Here is a 21087-nt window from a genome sequence, read left to right as displayed (position 1 = left end):
AAACCGATAGGCCCTAACCGATTTCTACCTCACCCGCTTTGGGTACAGCATTGCAGGTTTGGCAGATCACATCGGTGGCCAGCTCATGGCCGCAGGGCTTGTGCATCAGAGTCAGGGGGTGTTTGACCTTTGGCAACCACTCCAACACCCACTGCCGCAGCGCCATGGTGAGCGGGTACAGGGCCTTGCCCTTTGTGGTCAGATGATATTCATAACGGGGAGGGTTATTCTGGTATGCACAGCGAGCGAAGATATCCGCCTTGACCAGCAGTTTGAGCCGGTCAGCGAGAATATTGGTTGCCGCGCCCAGTTGCTGATGAAAATCGTCGTAGCGCCGCAGGCCCACAAAGGCCATGGCCATCAGCAAAAGCGTCCAGCGGTCGCCGATAATATCTACGACATGACCCAGGAGCTGGGGCTGTCCTGTATTGCGGCTGCGGCGGCTGCCGCCGAAGCCGGTTAATTTTTTTACAGCCCTGCTTTCGGGTGAGGTTTTAACCACCCTTTCAACATCGTCATAGCGCAGTTTTACCCCGCAATGACGACATACCGCGAGCGGATTGAGGCTGTGACCTCTGCCGACCTTGTGACGGAGCGTGACGGGCAAATCAGAGGATTTAATTCCACTCCACTCGGTTTCCCACTGCCAAACCAGCAGCGCCCAGGGATAGAGGGCCAAGCCCTTGCCGGTGAGTCGGTACTCGTAACGCAGTGGCGCTGTCTGGTAGGGATTCCTGTACAGAACACCCTGCTGAACCAAAGTTTCCAGGCGTTTTGACAGGGTACCGCGCGAAGCGCCGGTTCTGGAGCGAAAAGCCTCAAAACGATGCTGGCCGAGAAATATCTCGCGCAGAATGAGAATGGTCCATCGATCTCCCAGTAGATTCAGTCCCCGGGCAACTGGGTTGGATAATATCTGATGAGCTGCTTGCATGGCCGGCATGCTACTTGAAAGTCCAGTTTTGATAAACAGTTATGTTTGAAGACACACTTGCATTTAATATGATTCGACTGTTAGTCTAATAACAAAAGTCACTTTGCTCAATATAGTCTGGCAGCCGATACAGAACTGGCAGTCCATAAAAAATATTAGCCTTTGGAAAAATCATGGCCACTTGGTTTCAACAACACCGCGACAAATTCAACCGCGCTCTGGACGCCTGCAAATATCGCTATGCTTGGAGTGCCTATCCGGAAAGCCCCAGCAGCAGAATTCACGGCACACAGGCCGCAGCTGCAGGCAGGGCCCGCTTTGAGGCCCTGCTCAATAACGATTACCCGCTGACACTGCCCGGTGAGATGGGCCGCGTCGGCGCCGAGGTCTCCCCCTACACCGGAGCAGCCCTGGGCATCCGCTACCCCAAAGTGGATATTGATGCGATCATGAGCGCCGCCCAGGCGGCTATCCCCCCCTGGCGGGACAGTGATGTGGAGACACGGGTGGGGGTATGCCTGGAGATTCTGGAGCGCTGCGCGGGGCAACTGTTTGAAAACGCCCACGCCACCATGCACACTGCCGGGCAGAGTTTTATCATGGCCTTTGCCGGCAGTGGCGCCAACGCTCTGGATCGCGGGTTGGAAGCGCTGGTATATGCCTATAAAGCCATGGCCGATGTGCCCACTGACGCTGACTGGCAGCGGCAATTTGGCAAGGACAGCAGTGCCAGGCTGACAAAACACTATAAACTGATGCCTCGCGGCCCCAGCGTCAATGTCTGTTGCGCCACCTTTCCACTGTGGAACGGCTATCCGGCATTATGTGCCAGTCTCGCCACCGGCAACCCGGTGATCTTCAAGCCCCATCCCAATGCGATTCTGCCGGTGGCTCTGGTGGTAAGCGTATGCCGTGAGGTACTCGCCGAGGCAGGCTTCAGCCCCGACCTGGTTTCCCTGGTGACGGATACCCGCGCGCAACCGGCCACCACTGCACTGTTACAGCACCCGGCCACGGCAATTATCGACTTCACCGGCAGCCCCCACTTTGGCCAGTGGATCGAAACCCACTGCCGCCATGCCCAGGTCTACACCGAGACCGCCGGCTGCAATGCGGTGGTGATGGAATCCTGCCAGGACATGGCGGCTATGTGCCGGGCCGTAGCTCAGTCTCTGTGCCAGGCCTCGGCACAGATGTGTACCAGTGTGCAGAATATCCATATCCCCGCCCAGGGCATTGTCGCCGATGGCCGCCCCGTCAGCTACGAGCAACTGGCTGATGCTCTGGTGGCAGCAGTGGAGGAGCATCTCGCCGAACCGCGACAGGCCGCGCTGCTGTGCGGCGCACTGGTCAACGACGGCATTTACGCAACCCTAGAGAAGGCACGGGCTCTGGGAGACCAGCAGGGGCAGATACTGCGCAACAGCACTCCCTATGCACACCCCGAGTATCCTTCTGCCCGCACCGCAACACCGCTCATGATCGCCCTCGATCAGAGCCAGCAGACCCTGTACAGCGAGGAGTTTTTTGGCCCAGTCTCGTTTTTGATCAAGGGTCCCAGCGCCGAGAGCTGCCTGGCCATTGCCACCGACAACGCCAGACGCTGTGGCGCTATTGCATCCCACGTTTACTCCATTAACGAGGCGTTTTTAAACGCCGCACAGGACGCTTTCAACCACGCCGGCGTTTCGGTCGCCTGTAACCTGACCGGCATGCCTATCAACTTCGCCGCTGCTTACAGTGACTACCATGTCACCGGCTTGAATCCAGCGGGCAGCGCCTGCCTGACTGACCTGGCCTTCGTGGCCAACCGCTTTCGCATTGTACAGCGCAAAACCCTGTGCACTGCATCCGGGGCCTGACGCACAATGGCCAACGTATTTGTGATCGGCATCGGCATGACCGAGCTGGGTAAAATCGTACAGCGCAGTGTAAAAGACATGACTGAACGGGCCGTGTCCCTGGCACTGCGGGATGCCAACCTCGAGCACAGCGCCGTGCAGGCCGCGTGGTTTTCCAACACCCGCCAGGGTCTGCTGGAGGGGCAAAATGGCATTCGGGGTCAGTGCGCTCTGCGTCCGCTGGGATTTCAGGGTATAGCCATCACCAATGTGGAAAACGCCTGTGCCTCGGGCTCTACCGCGCTACTGCAGGCCACGGCCCATATCGAGGCCGGTTATTGTGATGTGGCGTTGGTGGTAGGTGCCGAAAAGATGTTTTTTCCCCAGCGCCGGGAGGCCATGTTCCAAGCCTTTAACGGGGGAACGGATATCTATCGCCTGGAAGAATTTCGACGCCAGTGCCGCCGGCAATGCCAGGAACTGATTCCCCCGCAGCAGCAGCGCGAGGCTGAAACCACCAATCACAGTTTTTTTATGGAAAGCTACGCCGCCCAGGCCCGACTGCATATGCAACGCTTTGGCACCACCCAACGGCAACTGGCCATGGCTGCGGCAAAAAACCACCAACACTCGCGCTTTAACCCCCTGGCCCAATACCGTCACAGCCTGAGCGTGGAGCAGGTATTAGCACAGCGCAGCATCGTCTGGCCCCTCACCCTGCCTATGTGCGCCCCCATCTCCGACGGCGCTGCCGCTGCCGTGCTATGCTCGGCCTCAATGCTCAGGAGGCTGGGCGGACACAACCGCGCGGTTCGTATTCGCGGTATACACCTGGCCAGTGGCAGCGATCGGCCCGCGGAAGACTTCGAGCATCACATTGGCCGCCTAGCCGCACTGCAGGCCTACGCCCAGGCGCAGATTGATCCACGCGATATCGATGTAGCCGAAGTACACGACGCCACCGCTTATGCGGAGATTCAACAACTGGAAAACCTGGGTTTGTGTCCGCCGGGGGAAGGCGGCCCCTTTACCGAGAGGGGGCACACCGCCCTGGGCGGTTCAATACCGGTCAACCCATCGGGCGGTCTGGTTTCCAAGGGACATCCGGTGGGCGCCACAGGGATCATCCAGTTGCACGAGCTGGTGCACCAGTTACGCGCTGAAGCCGGACCCCGACAGGTAGCCAACCCCCGAATCGCCGTCGCTGAAAACGGTGGCGGCTTCTATGAAACCGAGGAGGCCGCCACTGTGGTCACCGTATTGGAGCGCGCCTCCGCATGAGTTCGAGCAACGCACTCCCCCTCCCCATTGAGCACCTCTACCGAGGCTGCGCCCGCAACCCGGATGGCATTGCGGCCCAGGACCCCGAAGGGCTAATCCGCTATCGAGAACTGCAAATTCGCGTTGAGGCTCTGGCGCTGGCCCTGCTAGACAGGCTGGCACCGGGGAGCCACGTCGGTCTGTGCGCGGGCAACCACATCGACCACCTGGTGGCACACCTGGCCATTATCGCTGCCAGGCTGGTGTGGATTCCCATCAATCCCAGCAACGGCCCCAGCCTCAATGCCGCGCTGGTAGCCAGCAGTGATATGCAGTTGCTGCTGGTAGACAGCCACAATCGAACAGCCACAGCCAACAGCGCCGTCGAACAGCTGGCCCTGGACGCGCAAACCGGCGAGGATTGCCGTAACCTGATCGCCTGCTACCGGGGCCGGTCCTTTGAAAGGCAACTGCCCGACCCCGCTGCCACCATGGCCATCAAGTTTACCGGTGGCACCACGGGCCAGCCCAAGGGGGTACTGCAAAGCCACGCCAATGTCGCCGCAGTGATCGCCAATATGCAGGCGGTCTACCAGTTTCGCCAGGAGGATGCCAATCTGGCTGTGGCGCCGCTAAGTCACGGCGGCTCTCATTACATACTGCCATTACTCAGTGTCGGCGCACGCCATATTTTGCTGCCCAACGCTGATACTGACGTCATGGTGAAGGCCTTGGCACACCAGGGAGCCAGCGTCAGCTTTATGCCGCCCACACTTATCTACAAGCTGTTGCAGCAGCTGGAAACCACACCGCATCGATTTAGCCGCCTGCGACAGCTCACCTACAGCGCCGCACCCATGCCACCGGAGCGCATCGCCCAGTGTCTCGAACGGCTGGGGCCCTGCCTGTCCACCGTCTATGGCCAGACAGAGGCTCCAATGACCATCACCGCACTCAATACCCGGGAAATGTGCCGAGAGGAATTACGCGGCTCCGTGGGCCGGGCCTGTATTCACAGCGAGGTGGCCATTGTCGATACCGACGGTCAAGCCCTCTCTGCAGGACAAACCGGTGAGATCGCGGTGCGCGGCGCTCTGGTCAGCCCCGGCTACTATCGAGCTCCCGGGGCCACCAGTGCTACTTTTCGCGATGGCTGGCTACGAACGGGCGATCTGGGGTATCTCGATGCCAACGGCTACCTGTTTTTGCAGGGGCGCAGCGTGGAATTGATTATCTCCGGTGGCTTCAATATCTACCCCGCCGAGGTAGAAAACGCTCTGGTCGGCCTAGCCGGTATTGACGAGGCAGTCGCCTTCGGTGTGGCGGATAACTACTGGGGCCAGCGCCTGGAGGCCGCCGTGTGCCTGGCTCCCGGTACAACCCTCCAGGGCGATACCATACGCGCATTGGCAAAGCCGTTGCTGGGCCCGGTAAAAACTCCCAAGGCTATCCATATTCTGCCCGCACTGCCTCGCAACCCGGTGGGCAAGGTGGTGCGCAGAGAGGTGCAGGCTCTGGTATATCCCCGCTGAGCGCGATGGCAGGTGTCAGAAGTTTGTTTATTGGTAACAAATATCCAATATAAGGCTCACGCTATGATCGATATCAGCACAAGCGGTATGGCGCGTATGGCGCATTTCGCAAAAACACAACCACGCACGGGTATGGCGGGCAACCTGGATTACCAGATTGAATCCGTTATCGAAGGCAGGGTAGTTTATCACTACACTCCCAAGCAACGGCACCAAAATCTGATTGGCTCATTGCACGGAGGTATTCTCGCAGCGCTTTTGGACAGTGCTATGGGCGCCTCTGTGATGACCAAACTGGGCCCGGGTGAAAATCACAGTATGATCGACCTGACGATTAAATTTATTGGCGCGGTGCGTGATGAGGAACCACTGGTTATTGAGGCACAGGTAGATCATTGCGGAAAACGCCTGTTCGCCACTAGCGGCAGTATCCGCACGGCAAAGGGCCAATTGATTGCCCGTGCGCTGGCAAATGCGGTGCGATTGTAATCCCCCCGCGTTTAAACTCTGCCGTTCTATCACCAACATGCACGCTATCACTCTACCGGTCTGCAGCTTCGGTCAGTAGTTTCTGGACGAAAGCCACCGTGCCTTGAAGAGTGTTCAAGTCAATATCCACAGGCTTTGCCAGTGAATATTGACCAAAAGGGCAGTTTGCTTTACAGCAGTTGCGACAAACTATGACCGTACTGCCCAGAGAGTGTATGTACAATCATGCCGGGCATCGTGAAAGACATTCAGCACCAAACTCAAAGTTGAATCTTGTCGCGATTCTTCTTAAGCGTTGCTGCACCAATCCCTTTGACGTCCAACAGCTGTTCCACTGACGTAAATGGACCGTGCTTTTCCCGGTGCTCGACAATCAATTGCGCTTTCTCTGTCCCCACACCTTCCAACTTCTCTGCCAGTTCAGCAACAGAAGCACTGTTGACGTTGATCTTAGTGACCACCTGTTTGATAGCTTCAGGCCTCGCATCATTTGCAGTGATTGTAGGTGACAGGTAAAGCGAGAAAACGAGAACAAGCAGGGAAGGGATTATTACGCGGATATTTTTCATGATAGGCTCCCAGTGAAAGTCTTCTTATTTTCACATTGGGACTGCTTACTACCCCAAGCCACAGCATAATACCAACATGCTGAGCAAAATCCGCTTACCATCCATTACACTGCATCACACGGGTCAGGACCGACAGTCCTTAGTGATCCGCAATCTCAGCCAAGATATCCCGCAGCGATTGCAAAGGATCACTGGCTGCTGTGATCGGCCGCCCAACAACCAGAAAGTCGGCACCCTGGACCCTGGCCTCGGAAGGTGTGAGTGTGCGCCGCTGGTCACCCCTATCACTCCAGGCCGGGCGAATACCGGGACTCACCAGCACAAATTCTGGCCCACAGGTCTCGCGCAGAACCCGGGCCTCGCGGGCCGAGCACACCACACCATCCAGACCACAGTTTTTTGCGCTGGAGGCGAGAGACAGCACCTGCTTTTTCAGAGGTCTGGAAACCCCCACTGCCGCCAGCTCCTCCGCAGTGGTGCTGGTCAATACGGTTACCCCGGTAAGCAATGGTTTTTTTTCACCAAACTCTCTCAGAGCCTGCACAGATGCACGCATCATCCGCTCACCACCGCTGGTATGTACGTTTACCATCCAGACACCGAGACGTGCAGCTGCCTTTACTGCCGCGGCAACAGTATTGGGAATATCGTGAAACTTCAGGTCCAGAAAAACCTCAAAGCCACGCCTAACCAGGGTACGAACCAGATCGGGGCCCGCTGCAGTAAACAATTCCTTGCCAACTTTCACCCGACAAAGAGCGGGGTCCAGCTGGTCGGCCAGTTCCAGAGCCCTGTCGGCATGATCGTAATCCAGTGCAACAATAATCGGGGAAGAAACCTGAGCCTGCAAAGAAATACCTCATTAAAATTGTCTCTATCCAATGACCAGCGACAAGCTGGGCCTGAGCGCTTTCGCTGTCGGTTCCACTACTCACCTTCAATTCCCTTGACGGAGCGAACAGAATCCCAGTGTTTGCAGCTGGGGCAGAGCCAGTGCAACTGATTGCCGGAAAAACCACAGTTGCTGCAGCGATAGTGGGGACGGCTGGCAATCAATTGATCCACCAGTGTCTTGAGTAAGGACAGATTTTCACGGGCCCTGCCCTGTGCTGTTCCAATGTACAGATCGAGAAAACGTCCCAGGCCTCGCAGGGATGGACGCAGTGCCAATTGCTCACCCATAAAAGCAGCGGCGGCTGCTTCACTATCCTGTTGTTGGATGCGCTCTGTCAACGCAATGAGCACACTGTTTGAGGGATGCTCATTGAGAAGGGACTCCAGGTAGCGATCCAGCCCCTTTCCGTCTCCTAATTCTATGTAGCAGGTAATCAGAAGCTCCAGTATCTCTGGAATATAATCGGGGTTTTGCTTGGGGATTCGCTGTAGCACCTTAATGGCATCCCGCGGTTTTCCTAGTAAATATTCCAGGCGCGCCCACAGCAGACAGGCCCTTACAGATCCGCGATCATAGCTCAGGGCTGCGTCGATATGTTTGCGTGCGCTGAGATAATCCTTGCCGGTGATCGCCTCTTCCGCCAGCTCACAACAAAAGTGGGCCTGTATTGATGCCCAGTCGGCAGACAAACGTTTGAAACGGCGGCCATGGAGCAAATTGACAGCGTGAATAGCCTTGGCCCATTCGCGTTCATCCCGATACACTTCCACCAAGTGTTCAAGGCTGGTGGTGCGCAGTTCCTGGGCGGTCTCCACCAGTTCTTGCAACAGGCGCTCAGCCCGATCGAGCCAGCCCGCCGCAATGTAATCGCAGGCCAGTTCAAACTGCGCTTTATGCTGACTCTGCCGGGCCAGGCTGGGGCGTGAGAGAAGATTCTGGTGTACCCGTATTGCCTGATCGTACTCCCCGCGCCGGCGCAGCAGGCTGCCCAGTGCCAAGTGGGTTTCAAAAGTTGTGGGACTGACTTCGAGGGAATCGATAAACTTCTCGATGGTGTCGTCGTGGCGCTCGCTCAGGAGATAATTGAGCCCCTGGGCATAGGAGCGGGCCAGGGACTCCTCCTGTTCGCTACAGTCAGGTTTCTTCCTGGAGCTACCTCGCCCTAATACCCAGCCGATAGCAATCGCTGCCAGCAGGAAAAAGAAGTAGGTAAAATCAGGCAATTCAATCTCCGGAAACCTTTTGGTGCGCAGCGTGCAGCTCACGCTCCAGCTTCTTGAGCTGCTTGTTCAGTCCGCGTACACGGCGGCGCTGGGAATACATAGGGAGTAAACTGGCCAGGAAGCCCAACAGAACCCCCAGCAGCAAAGTGCTGATGAGCCACACCCCCACACTGCCTGAATACAGGGTATTACCTGCAATCACCGGTGCAATAACCTGGGGGTTTTCCACAGCAAAATAAATGCCGAAGGCCACACACACCAGGGCCAACAAGCCATAGGCAATATGCACCAACCAGTGCAAAAATGACAAGGGAACCTCCGAGTTCCGCCAAGAGGGTTTACCAACCTGGGCCTTAGGCTTTCGGGGCAGATGATAGGGTCACCAGCGAAAGCCGACTATCAACCCAGCCGTGCAGTGTAATCATACTTCGAACCCCGTCTCTCCGTGCATACTGCGATTAACTCTGTCGCGCAGTTCTTTTCCCGGTTTAAAGTGGGGCACATATTTGCCGGATAGTGCTACCGCATCTCCAGTCTTGGGGTTCCTCCCGGTACGGGGCCCCCGGTAGTGCAGGGAAAAACTACCAAAACCCCGAATTTCGATGCGCTCTCCCTGGGAAAGTGCGTCGGACATGGTATCCAGCAGTACCCTCACCGCCAATTCTACATCTTTCACTGGCAGCTGATCCAATCTCAACGCAATCCTTTCGATCAATTCAGATTTGGTCATGCGCTCGATAACCTCTGCAAGTTATTGATTATTCTGGCGTAGCCCGGCAATCATCTAATACAAAGCCGGACTGGGCAACCCCAGTCCGGCTCTCGGAACACGCCAAATAAACCCTTTGGCGTACTGACTGAACAGTCAAGAAAATACTAGTCCTTGTTGCTCATCTGTGCCTTGATCAAGTCACCGATCGTGGCCGGCTGCACTTGTTCGGACTGCTTTTTGCTGTGATCCTTAATGGCCTGTTTTTCTTCATCCTGATCCTTGGCTTTGATAGACAGGCTGATCACACGGTTCTTGCGATCCACACTGGTGATTTTAGCCGTAATTTCCTCGCCTTCTTTCAGGACATTGCGCGCATCCTCAACCTTGTCGCGGCTGATTTCGGAGGCCCGCAGAATACCTTCAACCTCATCCGCCAGGGAAACAACGGCCTGCTTGGCATCCACCTCTTTAATCGTGCCGGTGACAAAACTCCCACGGTCGCTGGTCGCAACAAAGTCGGAGAACGGATCCGATTCCAACTGCTTGATGCCCAGGGAGATACGCTCGCGTTCGGAATCGATACCCAGAATCACAGTCTCGATCTCGTCGCCCTTCTTGAATTTGCGAACCGCTTCCTCTCCCGCTTCATTCCAGGAGATATCGGATAAATGAACCAGGCCGTCAATGCTGCCATCGAGGCCGATAAAGATACCAAAATCGGTGATGGACTTGATCTTGCCGGAGATTTTATCGCCCTTGGCAAATTTACGCGCAAAAGCATCCCATGGATTTTCCTGGCACTGCTTGATACCCAGGGAAATGCGTCGACGCTCCTCATCGATATCGAGAATCATCACCTCTACCTCGTCGCCCACCTGGACAACTTTGGACGGGTGAATATTCTTGTTGGTCCAATCCATTTCGGAAACGTGCACCAGGCCCTCAACCCCCTCTTCCAGTTCGGCAAAACAGCCGTAGTCGGTCAGGTTGGTAACAACTGCTTTGACGCGGCTGTTTTCCGGGTAGCGCTGCTTGATAGATACCCAGGGGTCTTCGCCCAGCTGCTTCAATCCCAAAGAGACACGACTGCGATCGCGGTCGAACTTCAAGACTTTTACCTGGATCTCGTCGCCAACATTCACAATCTCGCTCGGATGCTTAATGCGTTTCCAGGCCATATCGGTGATGTGCAGCAGACCGTCGATACCACCCAGATCTACAAACGCACCGTAGTCGGTCAGGTTCTTTACAATTCCCTTGATGCTCATACCTTCCTGCAAGCTCGCCAGCAGGGCCTCGCGCTCTTCGGAAGTGGCAGCCTCCATCACCGCACGACGGGAAACCACAACGTTGTTGCGCTTGGCATCCAGCTTGATAACCTTGAATTCAAGCTCCTTACCCTCCAGATGCGCGGTGTCGCGCACCGGGCGAACATCGACCAGAGAGCCGGGCAGAAACGCGCGGATATTGGCAACATCCACTGTAAAGCCACCTTTGACTTTGCCGCTGATAACCCCTTTGACCACCTCGTCAGCTGCGTGGGCCGCGTCGAGGATTTTCCAGGCTTCAGCGCGCTTGGCTTTCTCGCGGGACAAACGGGTTTCCCCAAATCCGTCTTCAACCGCCTCCAGGGCAACCTGCACTTCGTCACCCACCTGCAGTTCGATTTCGCCTCTGTCGTTGATGAACTGGGCAGCGGGAATAACGCCCTCTGACTTCAGGCCTGCGTGTACAGTTACCCAGTCTTTATCCACATCAATGACAACACCGGTAACAATAGCACCCGGTGCCATTTCGACGCTTTTCAGGCTCTCTTCAAATAATTCAGCAAAGCTCTCGCTCATTACATTACCTATAGTGAAGGGTTCAGCCGTTGGTAACTGTTGAGTGTAGTCAACCGCCAGCCGCGACCCCAGCCGCGCTGCCAGCACGCGGGTCGGATTACAACAACGGCCGGGCAATTCTGGCAAGACCCGGCCGCTGTCGTTAGAAAAACGGGTTGGTACTGGTTAAGCGGACTTAGGGAACCCCGGGCTGGATCCGGTCGAGTACCAGCGTCAGTACCCGCTGCAGGACTGCCTCAATATCGACCCCGGTACTGTCGAGTTCAACCGCATCCTCAGCGGCAGCCAGGGGAGAGGCTTCTCGGTTCATATCCAGTGCGTCACGGGCACGGATGTCCTCCAGCAGGTCGCGGAGGCTAACAGAAACCCCCTCCCCCCGCAACTGCGCCGCCCGCCTTCTGGCGCGCTCCTCGGCACCCGCGGTCAAGTAGATTTTGACTTGGGCGTCGGGGAAAACCGTGGTACCCATATCCCGGCCGTCGGCCACAAGGCCCGGCAGCCGCCGAAAATCCCGCTGTCGTTGCAGCAGGGCTGCACGCACCGCCGGAATCGCAGCCACCCTGGAAGCAGCCATACTCACCCGCTCCATGCGAATGTCACTGGTGACCTCACGTCCCTCCAGGTAAACCTGCAGCTGGCTATCGTGCACAGCAAAGCGAACATCGAGTTCCTTTGCCACCTGCGCCAATGCGACCTCATCGGTCAGGTCCACCCTCCTGTCCAGGGCCGCCAGCGCCGCTGTCCGGTACAGGGCGCCCGAATCCAGCAGGAAGAAATTCAACCGCTCCGCCAGCAACTTGGCAATAGTGCCCTTGCCCGATCCGCTGGGTCCATCAATCGCGATGACCGGCGGCAGCTTGTTTGTATCACTCATATAGTTTTTTGCACAACTCGACATCGTTATGAACGGCACAAGCCGGGTCCAAAACCCCTGCACTGCGAGCCTGACGATTAAGCCAATTGCAACCGCAGACCCACGCTGACAGCCAGGTCGGCAAAATTCGGAAATGAGGTCGCCACGTTGGCGCAGTGCAGGATGCGGATTGTATCCTTTGCGCGCAAAGATGCCACAGCAAAAGCCATGGCAATGCGGTGATCCCCCAGGCTATCGACAGTTCCCCCACTAAATACCGTCCGCGCCCGCCCACCCGGTATCACAATGCCATCCGGAGTCGGCTTCGCTTCCACGCCCAGAACCGCAAGGCCATCCGCCATCGCCTGGATCCTGTCACTCTCCTTGACACGCAGTTCGGCAGCACCCGTCAGCACTGTCTCTCCATCCGCACAGGCTGCGGCAATAAACAATGCAGGGAATTCATCAATGGCGAGCGGCACCTGCGTCTCAGGAATTCGGATGCCTTTTAGAGGTGAGTAACGCACCCTGATATCCGCCACAGGCTCGCCGCTGATCTCGCGCTTGTTGAACTGTTGAATGTCAGCCCCCATCAAACCCAGAATATTGATCACGCCATGGCGGGTCGGATTGACACCGACATGTTCCAGCACAATATCTGAACCGGGCGAGATTGCCGCAGCCACCATAAAGAAGGCCGCGGAGGAGATATCCGCTGGCACATCGATATGGCAGGCCTTGAGATTGCCCCCGCCACAGAGCGTGGACTTGGCACCATCGCGATGCAGCGGATAGCCAAATCCCTGCAACATGCGTTCAGTGTGATCGCGTGTCGGCGCAGGCTCTACAGTCGAGGTTTCGCCGCTGGCATAGAGGCCAGCCAGCAAGACCGCGGATTTCACCTGGGCACTGGCCATTGGCAAGCGATAATCGATCCCGTACAGCCGGCGCCCCCCTTTGATGCGCAGAGGTGGCCGTCCTCCAGAGCCCGTTTCAATGATCGCCCCCATCTCCCGCAGAGGACCGGCAACCCGATCCATAGGGCGCTTGGACAGAGATGCATCACCGGTCAGGGTGATATCGAAACCCAACCCGGCAAGGAGGCCCGCCAGCAGGCGCATTGAGGTGCCGGAGTTACCCAGATAGAGTGGTCCCGGCGGCATCTTCAGGCCACGCAAACCTACACCGTGGATGGTGACCCGCCCATTGACCGGCCCCTCGATAACCACCCCCATATCGCGAAAGGCCTGCAGGGTCGCCAGTGCATCCTCTCCCTCAAGAAAACCCGCTACCTCTGTCACACCCTCTGCCAGAGAGCCCAGCATGATTGCGCGGTGTGACATGGACTTGTCGCCGGGCACACGCAGCCTGCCGATGACACACCCCCCTGGCTGAGCGGTAAAGGTCATTGCTTTTGTCGGCATAAATTCTGAACACGCTTGTTTTGTCAACACTTTGGTTACCTGATCCCGCGCTGTTTTGGCACGGGTAAATACACCCATCAGACTGGTGCTGTCACCGGAGGCGATGGCTTCGCGCAAGGCCGACAGGTTGAGGCTATAGAGGTCGATCGCCTTTAGAATGGCGTCCCGGTTGGCCAGCATGATGTCTCGCCACATTACCGGATCACTGGAAGCGATACGGGTAAAATCGCGAAACCCCCCCGCGGCATAGCGGAATATATTTTCATTTTCCGCGTCGTGCGCCAGCGTATCCACGAGACTAAAGGCAATCACGTGAGGAAGATGGCTGGTAGCTGCGAGTACAACATCGTGCTCTTCCACAGACATCTTTAACACTGACGCACCCGCTACCTGCCACAATTGCACCACCCGCTGCAAATGGCCTGTACCGGTCTCGGGCAGGGGGGTTAGGATAACCCGGTGATTGTAATAAAGGTCATCGCGCGCAGCGGCTGCACCACTGTGCTCAGAGCCCGCGATGGGGTGACCCGGTACCAAAAAACTGGGCACCCTGCCCCACACTGTTTTCGCCGCGCGCACCACACTGCCTTTGACACTGGCACCATCTGTCACTGTAACGCCCTCAGGCATGTAGGCTCTAATTTGGGCAAACACCGATTCCACAGCCAGGGTTGGCACGGCGATAAAAACCAGATCACTGGCTTCCAACTGGGGCAGAACCTCGGCAAGACTGCTGCTGGCACTGTCAACTATCCCGAGCGATTTTGCCTGTTCGCAGGTTTTCCCCGGGGGCGCAACCCCAATCACCTCGCGACATGCCCCTGCAGTTTTTAATGCGAGTGCAAAACTACCACCTATCAGGCCGACTCCAATGACTACGAGCCGGCCAACTTGCACTTGATCCATCACAGCACACCGCGCGGGTAAGATCCGAGCACTTTCACGTCCGAGGCACAAACACCCACTTCCCGCAGGGCCGAGGCAATATTTTTTGTGTCTCGATGTCCCACAAAGTCGATAAAGAAGACATAATTCCAGTTGCCGGACTGGGACGGGCGCGTCTCCACACGGGTGAGATCAACGCCAAAGCGACGGAATGGTTCCAGCAGATTGTGCAAGGCGCCGGGCTCATTTCGCATTGATACCATCAAAGAGGTCTTGTCGTCACCGCTCGCCGGTACTTCCTGAGTACCGATAATCAAAAAACGTGTGGAATTATCCGGGCGGTCTTCAATTTTTTCCGACAAGATCTTCAGGCCGTACAACTCAGCCGCCATATCGCCAGCGATGGCTGCGGCATTCCACTCCCCCTTGACACGCACAGCCGCATCGGCATTGCTGGCTACCGCTACCCGCTCCACGTTGGGATAGTGTGCATCGAGCCACTTGCGACACTGTGCCAGACTCTGTGCGTGGGAATAAATGCGCGTGATTGCGTCTGCCCGGGTGACATCAGAAATCATCAGGTGGTGGTGAATACGCAGCTCCACCTCTCCACAGATGTATAAATTGGAGGTCATAAAATTGTCCAGGGTATGGTTAATGACCCCCTCTGTGGAGTTCTCTACGGGCACAACCCCGTAGTTCACCGCGCCTGCCTCCACCTCGCGAAACACCTCATCAATAACCGCCAGAGGGCGACTCTGTGCAGAGTTGCCAAAATGTTTTAACGCAGCCTGCTGGGTAAAAGTCCCCTCCGGCCCCAGGTAGGCCACCTTAACCGGCTCTTCGAGAGCCAGACAGGCAGACATAATTTCCCGGAACAGACGCGCCATTTCCTCATCGGTTAAAGGGCCGCTATTGCGTTCCATCGCCCGGCGCAGTACCTGAGCTTCGCGCTCGGGCCGGTAATACAGGGCATCCCCACCGGTTGCCTTTTTCACCGCGGCAACTGCCAGTGCACAGTTGGCTCTTTCACTGATCAGCCGGGCGATATCGCCATCAATGCTGTCAATACGATTGCGCAGCTCCAGCAAGCGCTGGTCACCACTTACAGTTTCCTCGGTCATCCGCCTTTTTACGTTCCAGCTCACCTATCAAATACTGAGTTATTCGCCCGGGACTGGCATGCAATATCGGCTGCAACCCAATCACCGCTCGAAGCCATCAAGAATACTGTAGCGCGAAAACCTGTTGTTTTAGACCAGACACTAACCCCGGCGCGCTTCGAAATCTGACAAAAATGCCACTAATGCCACCACCGCCTCAAGGGGGACAGCGTTGTATAATGACGCACGCATACCACCAACTGAGCGATGCCCTTTCAAGCCCAGCAGCCCGGCCTCACCGGCTGCCTCGAGAAACGGCTTGTGGAGACGCTCATCGGCCAGCACAAAGGGGACGTTCATCCTGGAGCGGCTTTCCTTCTCCACAGGGCTGGAGAAAAACTCACTGCGATCAAGAAATTCGTACAACAATGCGGATTTTTTATCGGCGAGTCGCGCCATCGCCTCAACTCCACCCTGAGCCTTGAGCCACTGAAATACCAGACCCGACAGATACCAGGCAAAGGTCGGAGGGGTGTTATCCATGGAGCCCGCGTCCGCCGCCACCTTCCAGCTCAAACCGCGCGGAATACCCGCCATTGCCCTATGGAGCAGGTCCTCGCGGACTATGGCAACAGCAATACCCGAGGGGCCCATATTTTTCTGGGCACCAGCATAGATCACGCCAAACTTATCCACTGGAATCGGGCGCGACAGAATACTGGAAGACATATCGGCCACCAAAGGGCAATCCACCTCTGGCACATAATCAAACTCGACCCCGCCGATGGTTTCATTCGGGGTATAGTGGAGATAAGCCGCTTCTGCACTCTGTTGCCAGCAGTCTTTTGCGGGAGCGTAACGGAAATTGCGGTCTTCACTGGAAGCAACCACCGTCACTTCGCCGTAACGCCTGGCTTCCTTGATGGCTTTTGCCGCCCAGTGCCCAGAGTGAATGTAGTCGGCTTTTTTGGCACCCGAACCGAAGAGATTCCAGGGTACAGCAGCAAACTGCGCTGTGGCACCGCCCTGCAGGAACAGCACTTTGTAGCTCTCCGGAATAGAGAGCAGGTCGCGCAAATCCTGCTCTGCGCGCTCGGCAACCGCAATAAATTCCGCTGTGCGGTGACTGATCTCCATCACCGAGCAGCCCAGCCCGTGCCAGTCTAGCAGCTCCTGCTGGGCCTGATACAGCACCGGCTCCGGCAATGCTGCGGGACCGGCGGAAAAATTAAACTTCCTCATCGCATGACTCCAGAAAACCAAACATGGTTTCAAATACAACTAGATGCATCCACGCACAAACCGTGATTCCGGGAGATGGACCTTTCGTCTTGGCGCATTTTTTAGGGTGCCTGAGGCAAGAAAGGCCGCGATAAACGCAGCCTTTCACCGAGATGCCAGAGGCGCGGATCACATCGGCCCTCCGCGATCTTCGCTGACCCCTTCCGTTTCTTCAATACGCCCGAGTCCCACGAGTTTCTCACCGGTCTTCAGGCGTATGACCCGTACCCCCTGTGTATTGCGCCCAAGGACAGAAACCTCGTCTACCCGGGTGCGTACCAGGGTACCCTGATCGGAGATCAGCATCATCTCTTCACCTGGATGCACTTGACAGGCCCCGATCAGGGCGCCGTTGCGCTCACTCTCGGCAATGGCAATCACACCCTGGGTGCCGCGTCCCTTGGTGGGGAAGTCCCCAATCGCTGTACGCTTGCCGAATCCCTTCTCGGTGGCCATCATCACCGAGCCACCCTCCTGTGGAATCACCATAGCGATCACCTGCTGTCCCCCCTGCATTCGAATACCGCGCACACCCCGGGAAACACGCCCCATGGAGCGAACATTGCGCTCGGAAAAACGGGCGGCCTTACCGGCACTGGTAAACAGCACCACATCGCGCTGGCCATCGGTAATCGCCGTGGCTACCAGGCGGTCTCCCTCTTCCAGCTCGATAGCGCGCAAACCGACACTGCGCGGGCGCGCAAAAGCCGTGAGCGGTGTTTTCTTCACAGTACCGCTAGCAGTGGTGAAGAAAATGAAGTGGTTTTCGTCATATTCAGACACCGGCATCATGCTGCTGATGCGCTCGCCCTCCTCCAGTGGCAGCATATTGACCATGGGGCGCCCTCGGGAGGCGCGGCCGGCCGTCGGCACTTCATAGACTTTTAGCCAGTAGACCTTGCCCCTGTTGGAAAAACACAGGATGGTATCGTGGGAATTGGCTATCAGCAGGTGCTCGACAAAATCCTCATTTTTTACCTGGGTTGCCGACTTGCCCATACCGCCACGGCGCTGGGCCTGGTAATCAGTCAACGGCTGGCTTTTGGCATAACCGCCGTGAGAGATGGTCACCACCTTGTCTTCCGGGGTGATCAGGTCTTCTACAGTCAGGTCCTGGCGGGAAGCCACGATATCGGTGCGACGCTCATCCCCAAAATTCGTATCGAGCTGCGCCAGTTCCTCGCGGATCACCGCCATCAGGCGCTCAAAGCTAGAGAGGATAAGCTGATATTCAGCGATTTGTTTCAGCCGCTCCTGGTACTCGGTCAACAGCTTGTCGTGCTCCATTCCGGTCAGGCGATGCAGACGCAGTTCGAGAATGGCCTGTGTTTGTGCAGGGGACAGATAGTAGGTGCCATCCTCGCGTAAACCGAACGCCTTTGGCAGGTCGTCCGGGCGACAGGCATTGGCGCCGGCTCGCGCCAGAAACTGCTGTACATTGCCTACCGCCCAACCCTTGGCCAACAGCGCTTCGCGGGCATCGGCCGGGGTTGCGGAGGACTTGATCAACTCGATCACGGGATCGATATTGGCGATGGCAATCGCCAGCCCCTCCAGGATATGACCGCGCTCACGAGCCTTGCGCAACAGGTAGACTGTACGGCGTGTGACCACCTCCCGGCGGTGGCGCACAAAGTGCTCCAGCAGCTCTTTCAGGTTCAGGACCTTGGGCTGACCGTCTACCAGGGCAACCATATTGATGCCAAACACACTCTCCAACTGGGTTTGTGAGTAGAGGTTGTTCAGAATCACATCGCCCAGTTCGCCACGTTTCAGTTCAATCACGACACGCAGACCGTCTTTATCGGACTCATCGCGCAGCTCGGAGATGCCCTCGATCTTCTTTTCTTTTACCAACTCGGCGATACGCTCGATCAGGCGCGCCTTGTTCAACTGGTAGGGAATCTCTGTGATAACAATGGTTTCGCGATTGCTCTTGTCATCGCGGATCACATCCGCTTTGGCGCGCACGTAGATACGGCCGCGCCCGGTGCGGTAGGCCATCAGGATACCGGCGCGTCCATTGATAATGGCACCGGTGGGAAAATCCGGTCCGGGGACATACGCCATCAGGTCATCGACCGTAAGCGCCGGGTTGTCAATCAGGGCCAGGCAGGCCTTGATCACTTCACTCAGGTTGTGGGGGGGGATATTCGTCGCCATCCCCACGGCGATACCGGATGAACCGTTGACCAGCAGGTTGGGTACCCGAGAGGGCAACACCTCCGGCATCTGTTCGGAGCCATCGTAATTTTCAACGAAGTTGACGGTTTCCTTGTCGAGATCCGACAGCAGCTCGTGGGCCAGCTTGTCCATTCGGATTTCGGTATAACGCATAGCGGCCGGACTATCGCCGTCAATGGAGCCGAAGTTTCCCTGGCCGTCTACCAGGGTGTAACGCAAGGAGAAGGGTTGGGCCATACGCACAATCGTGTCGTATACCGCAGTATCCCCATGGGGATGGTACTTACCAATCACATCGCCAACGACACGTGCTGACTTCTTATAGGGTTTATTCCAGTCGTTTTTGAGCTCACTCATTGCAAAGAGCACACGGCGATGGACCGGCTTGAGACCATCGCGTACATCCGGCAGTGCCCGCCCGACTATCACACTCATGGCATAGTCGAGATAAGACTGCTTGAGTTCTTCCTCGATATTAATTGGGGAGATTTCTTTGGCTAATTCGCCCATGACTTACGGCGTTCCTTGTTATAGCGCGGGCATAAGTACCGAGCCCGGATAAGCGGGCAATTCTAGCATAGTTTGACGACGCTGGCGGGATGGCCCCGAAACCACACGGCAAACCTGCCCGGTTGCTGCGGTCCTGCTCTACCGCTAAAGTGACACCCCACCTCAGCTACCGCCCTGTGACCCAATGCACCAACCTGTAGACACCCTGATTCACGCGCGCTGGATTATCCCGGTCATACCCGAACAAACAGTGTATGAACACTGCTCTCTGGCCATTGTTCGGGGACGTATCACAGCACTGCTGCCGTCCGTCGAAGCCAAGCTCCGCTTCGCGGCAAAACACGAGATCGCACTTAACCAGCACGCCCTGATTCCGGGGCTGATCAATACCCACAACCATGCCCCCATGGCACTCTTGCGCGGTTTTGCCGATGACCGCCCGCTCAGGGAGTGGTTGGAACAGCACATCTGGCCAGTAGAGCAGCGCTGGGTGAGCCCGGAGTTTGTGGCAGACGGCAGCCGCCAGGCGATCGCCGAAATGCTGCGATCAGGCACTACCACCTTCTCCGACCAGTACTTTTTCCCCGAAGCCGTAGCGGTAGCCGCCCGCGAGAGCGGCATCCGCGCCCATATCGCCTTCCCGGTGCTGGACAACCCGACCCCCTGGAGCCGCCACAGCGAGGAGGCACTACACAAGGGGCTGGCCCTGCGCGATGACTATCGGACACACGAGCGTATCGAGGTGGTTTTTGCACCCCATGCGCCCTATACCGTGGGGGACCGAACCCTGGAAAAAATCGCCGTCTATGCTGCGGAAGCCCAGATCCCGGTACAAATACACCTACACGAGACCTCCCGGGAAGTGGACAATGCTCTGACACACTCTGGGGAGCGCCCGACGGAGCGGCTGTTGCGCCTGGGCCTGATGGGACCCCAGACTCTCTGTGTGCACATGGTGGCAACCAATGAGCAGGATATAGAGCTGCTAAAAATGAGTGGCGCCCATGTCGCACACTGCCCCTCCTCCAATCTTAAATTGGCATCGGGGTTCTGCCCCGCCAACGAGATGCTCAAGGCGGGCATTAACGTTGCCCTTGGAACCGATGGTGCCGCCAGTAATAATCGCCAGGACTTGTTTGCAGAGGCCAACACCGCCTCACTACTGGCAAAAGCCGTCAGTGGCAGTGCCACAGCCCTGCCCGCACACCAGGCCCTCTCGATGGCCACGATTAACGGTGCCCGTGCGCTCGGTATCGAAACCATCACAGGCAGCCTCGAAATAGAAAAAAGTGCCGATATCGCGGCTATCGATCTGGGTGGAGTGGAACAGCAACCGGTACACAGCCCCCTGTCCCAGCTGATTTATGCCGGTGGGGGGCACAATGTTACGGACGTCTGGGTTGCGGGCAAGCAGCTATTAAAAGAGCGCCGACTACAAACCCTTAACGAGGCCGAGGTAATCCAGCGGGCGCACCTCTGGCGTGATAGAATCGCGGGCCAGGCGCGCTAGGTGCAAACGCACCGCCCGTGCCCAATAGCCGGACAGGT

General features: G+C 57.1%; 17 protein-coding genes. 5 read left to right on the top strand and 12 right to left on the bottom strand.

The window, feature by feature from the left end:
• Nucleotides 1-13: 13 nt before the first annotated feature.
• Nucleotides 14-934, bottom strand: a complete 921-nt coding sequence (locus M8T91_RS08925) for a winged helix-turn-helix transcriptional regulator (protein WP_301418870.1) — start codon at nucleotides 932-934, stop codon at nucleotides 14-16.
• 173 nt (nucleotides 935-1107) lie between these two features.
• Between M8T91_RS08925 and paaN the strand changes: the two genes are divergently transcribed.
• The 4 genes from paaN to M8T91_RS08905 all read left to right on the top strand — a co-directional run bounded on the left by paaN (nucleotide 1108) and on the right by M8T91_RS08905 (nucleotide 6056).
• Nucleotides 1108-2796 carry a phenylacetic acid degradation protein PaaN gene (paaN, locus tag M8T91_RS08920; protein ID WP_301418868.1) on the top strand — a complete coding sequence of 563 codons (1689 nt, stop codon included), beginning with the start codon at nucleotides 1108-1110 and terminating at the stop codon, nucleotides 2794-2796.
• Nucleotides 2797-2802: 6 nt separating this feature from the next.
• A complete protein-coding gene (locus M8T91_RS08915) occupies nucleotides 2803-4056 on the top strand; it encodes a thiolase family protein (RefSeq protein WP_301418866.1) in 1254 nt (417 codons plus the stop codon).
• Nucleotides 4053-5567, top strand: a complete 1515-nt coding sequence (locus M8T91_RS08910) for a class I adenylate-forming enzyme family protein (protein ID WP_301418864.1) — start codon at nucleotides 4053-4055, stop codon at nucleotides 5565-5567. The genes M8T91_RS08915 and M8T91_RS08910 overlap by 4 nt, the downstream gene beginning before the upstream one ends.
• A 63-nt stretch (nucleotides 5568-5630) precedes the next feature.
• The gene (locus M8T91_RS08905) at nucleotides 5631-6056 is read left to right on the top strand and encodes a PaaI family thioesterase (RefSeq protein ID WP_301418862.1); all 426 of its coding nucleotides are present in this window, start codon (nucleotides 5631-5633) and stop codon (nucleotides 6054-6056) included.
• A 260-nt stretch (nucleotides 6057-6316) separates the two neighbouring features.
• On the opposite strand, the gene M8T91_RS08900 is transcribed toward M8T91_RS08905, so the two are convergent.
• From M8T91_RS08900 to gyrA, 11 genes are all read right to left on the bottom strand, one after another.
• A complete protein-coding gene (locus tag M8T91_RS08900) occupies nucleotides 6317-6625 on the bottom strand; it encodes a ComEA family DNA-binding protein (protein ID WP_301418860.1) in 309 nt (102 codons plus the stop codon).
• A gap of 139 nt (nucleotides 6626-6764) precedes the next feature.
• On the bottom strand, nucleotides 6765-7475 hold the full coding sequence (gene pyrF, locus M8T91_RS08895) for an orotidine-5'-phosphate decarboxylase (RefSeq protein WP_301418858.1): 711 nt from the start codon (nucleotides 7473-7475) through the stop codon (nucleotides 6765-6767).
• A gap of 77 nt (nucleotides 7476-7552) precedes the next feature.
• Nucleotides 7553-8743: a lipopolysaccharide assembly protein LapB gene (gene lapB / locus M8T91_RS08890; RefSeq protein WP_301418856.1), complete on the bottom strand. Its 1191-nt coding sequence runs from the start codon at nucleotides 8741-8743 to the stop codon at nucleotides 7553-7555.
• Between the two features lies 1 nt (nucleotide 8744).
• Nucleotides 8745-9053, bottom strand: a complete 309-nt coding sequence (locus tag M8T91_RS08885; protein WP_301418854.1) for a lipopolysaccharide assembly protein LapA domain-containing protein — start codon at nucleotides 9051-9053, stop codon at nucleotides 8745-8747.
• Nucleotides 9054-9164: 111 nt separating this feature from the next.
• Nucleotides 9165-9473 carry an integration host factor subunit beta gene (ihfB, locus tag M8T91_RS08880; protein ID WP_301418852.1) on the bottom strand — a complete coding sequence of 103 codons (309 nt, stop codon included), beginning with the start codon at nucleotides 9471-9473 and terminating at the stop codon, nucleotides 9165-9167.
• Nucleotides 9474-9619: 146 nt separating this feature from the next.
• Entirely contained in the window at nucleotides 9620-11299 is a 1680-nt protein-coding gene (gene rpsA, locus M8T91_RS08875; RefSeq protein WP_301418850.1) for a 30S ribosomal protein S1, read from the bottom strand.
• A gap of 175 nt (nucleotides 11300-11474) precedes the next feature.
• Nucleotides 11475-12173, bottom strand: coding sequence for a (d)CMP kinase (gene cmk, locus M8T91_RS08870; protein ID WP_301418848.1), 699 nt, complete (start codon nucleotides 12171-12173; stop codon nucleotides 11475-11477).
• A 77-nt stretch (nucleotides 12174-12250) separates the two neighbouring features.
• Nucleotides 12251-14482, bottom strand: coding sequence for a bifunctional prephenate dehydrogenase/3-phosphoshikimate 1-carboxyvinyltransferase (locus M8T91_RS08865; RefSeq protein ID WP_301418846.1), 2232 nt, complete (start codon nucleotides 14480-14482; stop codon nucleotides 12251-12253).
• Complete coding sequence (gene pheA / locus M8T91_RS08860) at nucleotides 14482-15585, bottom strand: prephenate dehydratase (RefSeq protein ID WP_301418845.1); 1104 nt, start codon at nucleotides 15583-15585, stop codon at nucleotides 14482-14484. The genes M8T91_RS08865 and pheA overlap by 1 nt, the downstream gene beginning before the upstream one ends.
• A gap of 141 nt (nucleotides 15586-15726) precedes the next feature.
• Nucleotides 15727-16806, bottom strand: coding sequence for a 3-phosphoserine/phosphohydroxythreonine transaminase (serC, locus tag M8T91_RS08855; RefSeq protein WP_301418843.1), 1080 nt, complete (start codon nucleotides 16804-16806; stop codon nucleotides 15727-15729).
• Between the two features lie 168 nt (nucleotides 16807-16974).
• Nucleotides 16975-19539, bottom strand: coding sequence for a DNA gyrase subunit A (gene gyrA / locus M8T91_RS08850; protein WP_301418841.1), 2565 nt, complete (start codon nucleotides 19537-19539; stop codon nucleotides 16975-16977).
• A gap of 184 nt (nucleotides 19540-19723) precedes the next feature.
• Between gyrA and M8T91_RS08845 the strand changes: the two genes are divergently transcribed.
• The gene (locus M8T91_RS08845; RefSeq protein WP_301418839.1) at nucleotides 19724-21049 is read left to right on the top strand and encodes a TRZ/ATZ family hydrolase; all 1326 of its coding nucleotides are present in this window, start codon (nucleotides 19724-19726) and stop codon (nucleotides 21047-21049) included.
• Nucleotides 21050-21087 lie beyond the last annotated feature (38 nt).

The organism is Microbulbifer sp. MI-G (assembly GCF_030440425.1).
Taxonomy (GTDB): Bacteria; Pseudomonadota; Gammaproteobacteria; order Pseudomonadales; family Cellvibrionaceae; genus Microbulbifer; species Microbulbifer spongiae.
The sequence above is the reverse complement of the archived record's forward strand: the minus strand, read 5'-3'. Positions and strand labels throughout refer to the sequence as shown.

Coding starts and splice junctions, on each gene's coding strand:
- gyrA (WP_301418841.1), bottom strand. CDS start 19,539: ATGGGCGAATTAGCCAAAGAAATCTCCCCAATTAATATCGAGGAAGAA.
- M8T91_RS08845 (WP_301418839.1), top strand. CDS start 19,724: ATGCACCAACCTGTAGACACCCTGATTCACGCGCGCTGGATTATCCCG.
- M8T91_RS08910 (WP_301418864.1), top strand. CDS start 4,053: ATGAGTTCGAGCAACGCACTCCCCCTCCCCATTGAGCACCTCTACCGA.
- M8T91_RS08900 (WP_301418860.1), bottom strand. CDS start 6,625: ATGAAAAATATCCGCGTAATAATCCCTTCCCTGCTTGTTCTCGTTTTC.
- M8T91_RS08905 (WP_301418862.1), top strand. CDS start 5,631: ATGATCGATATCAGCACAAGCGGTATGGCGCGTATGGCGCATTTCGCA.
- cmk (WP_301418848.1), bottom strand. CDS start 12,173: ATGAGTGATACAAACAAGCTGCCGCCGGTCATCGCGATTGATGGACCC.
- pheA (WP_301418845.1), bottom strand. CDS start 15,585: ATGACCGAGGAAACTGTAAGTGGTGACCAGCGCTTGCTGGAGCTGCGC.
- paaN (WP_301418868.1), top strand. CDS start 1,108: ATGGCCACTTGGTTTCAACAACACCGCGACAAATTCAACCGCGCTCTG.
- M8T91_RS08915 (WP_301418866.1), top strand. CDS start 2,803: ATGGCCAACGTATTTGTGATCGGCATCGGCATGACCGAGCTGGGTAAA.
- M8T91_RS08865 (WP_301418846.1), bottom strand. CDS start 14,482: ATGGATCAAGTGCAAGTTGGCCGGCTCGTAGTCATTGGAGTCGGCCTG.
- ihfB (WP_301418852.1), bottom strand. CDS start 9,473: ATGACCAAATCTGAATTGATCGAAAGGATTGCGTTGAGATTGGATCAG.
- serC (WP_301418843.1), bottom strand. CDS start 16,806: ATGAGGAAGTTTAATTTTTCCGCCGGTCCCGCAGCATTGCCGGAGCCG.
- rpsA (WP_301418850.1), bottom strand. CDS start 11,299: ATGAGCGAGAGCTTTGCTGAATTATTTGAAGAGAGCCTGAAAAGCGTC.
- M8T91_RS08925 (WP_301418870.1), bottom strand. CDS start 934: ATGCAAGCAGCTCATCAGATATTATCCAACCCAGTTGCCCGGGGACTG.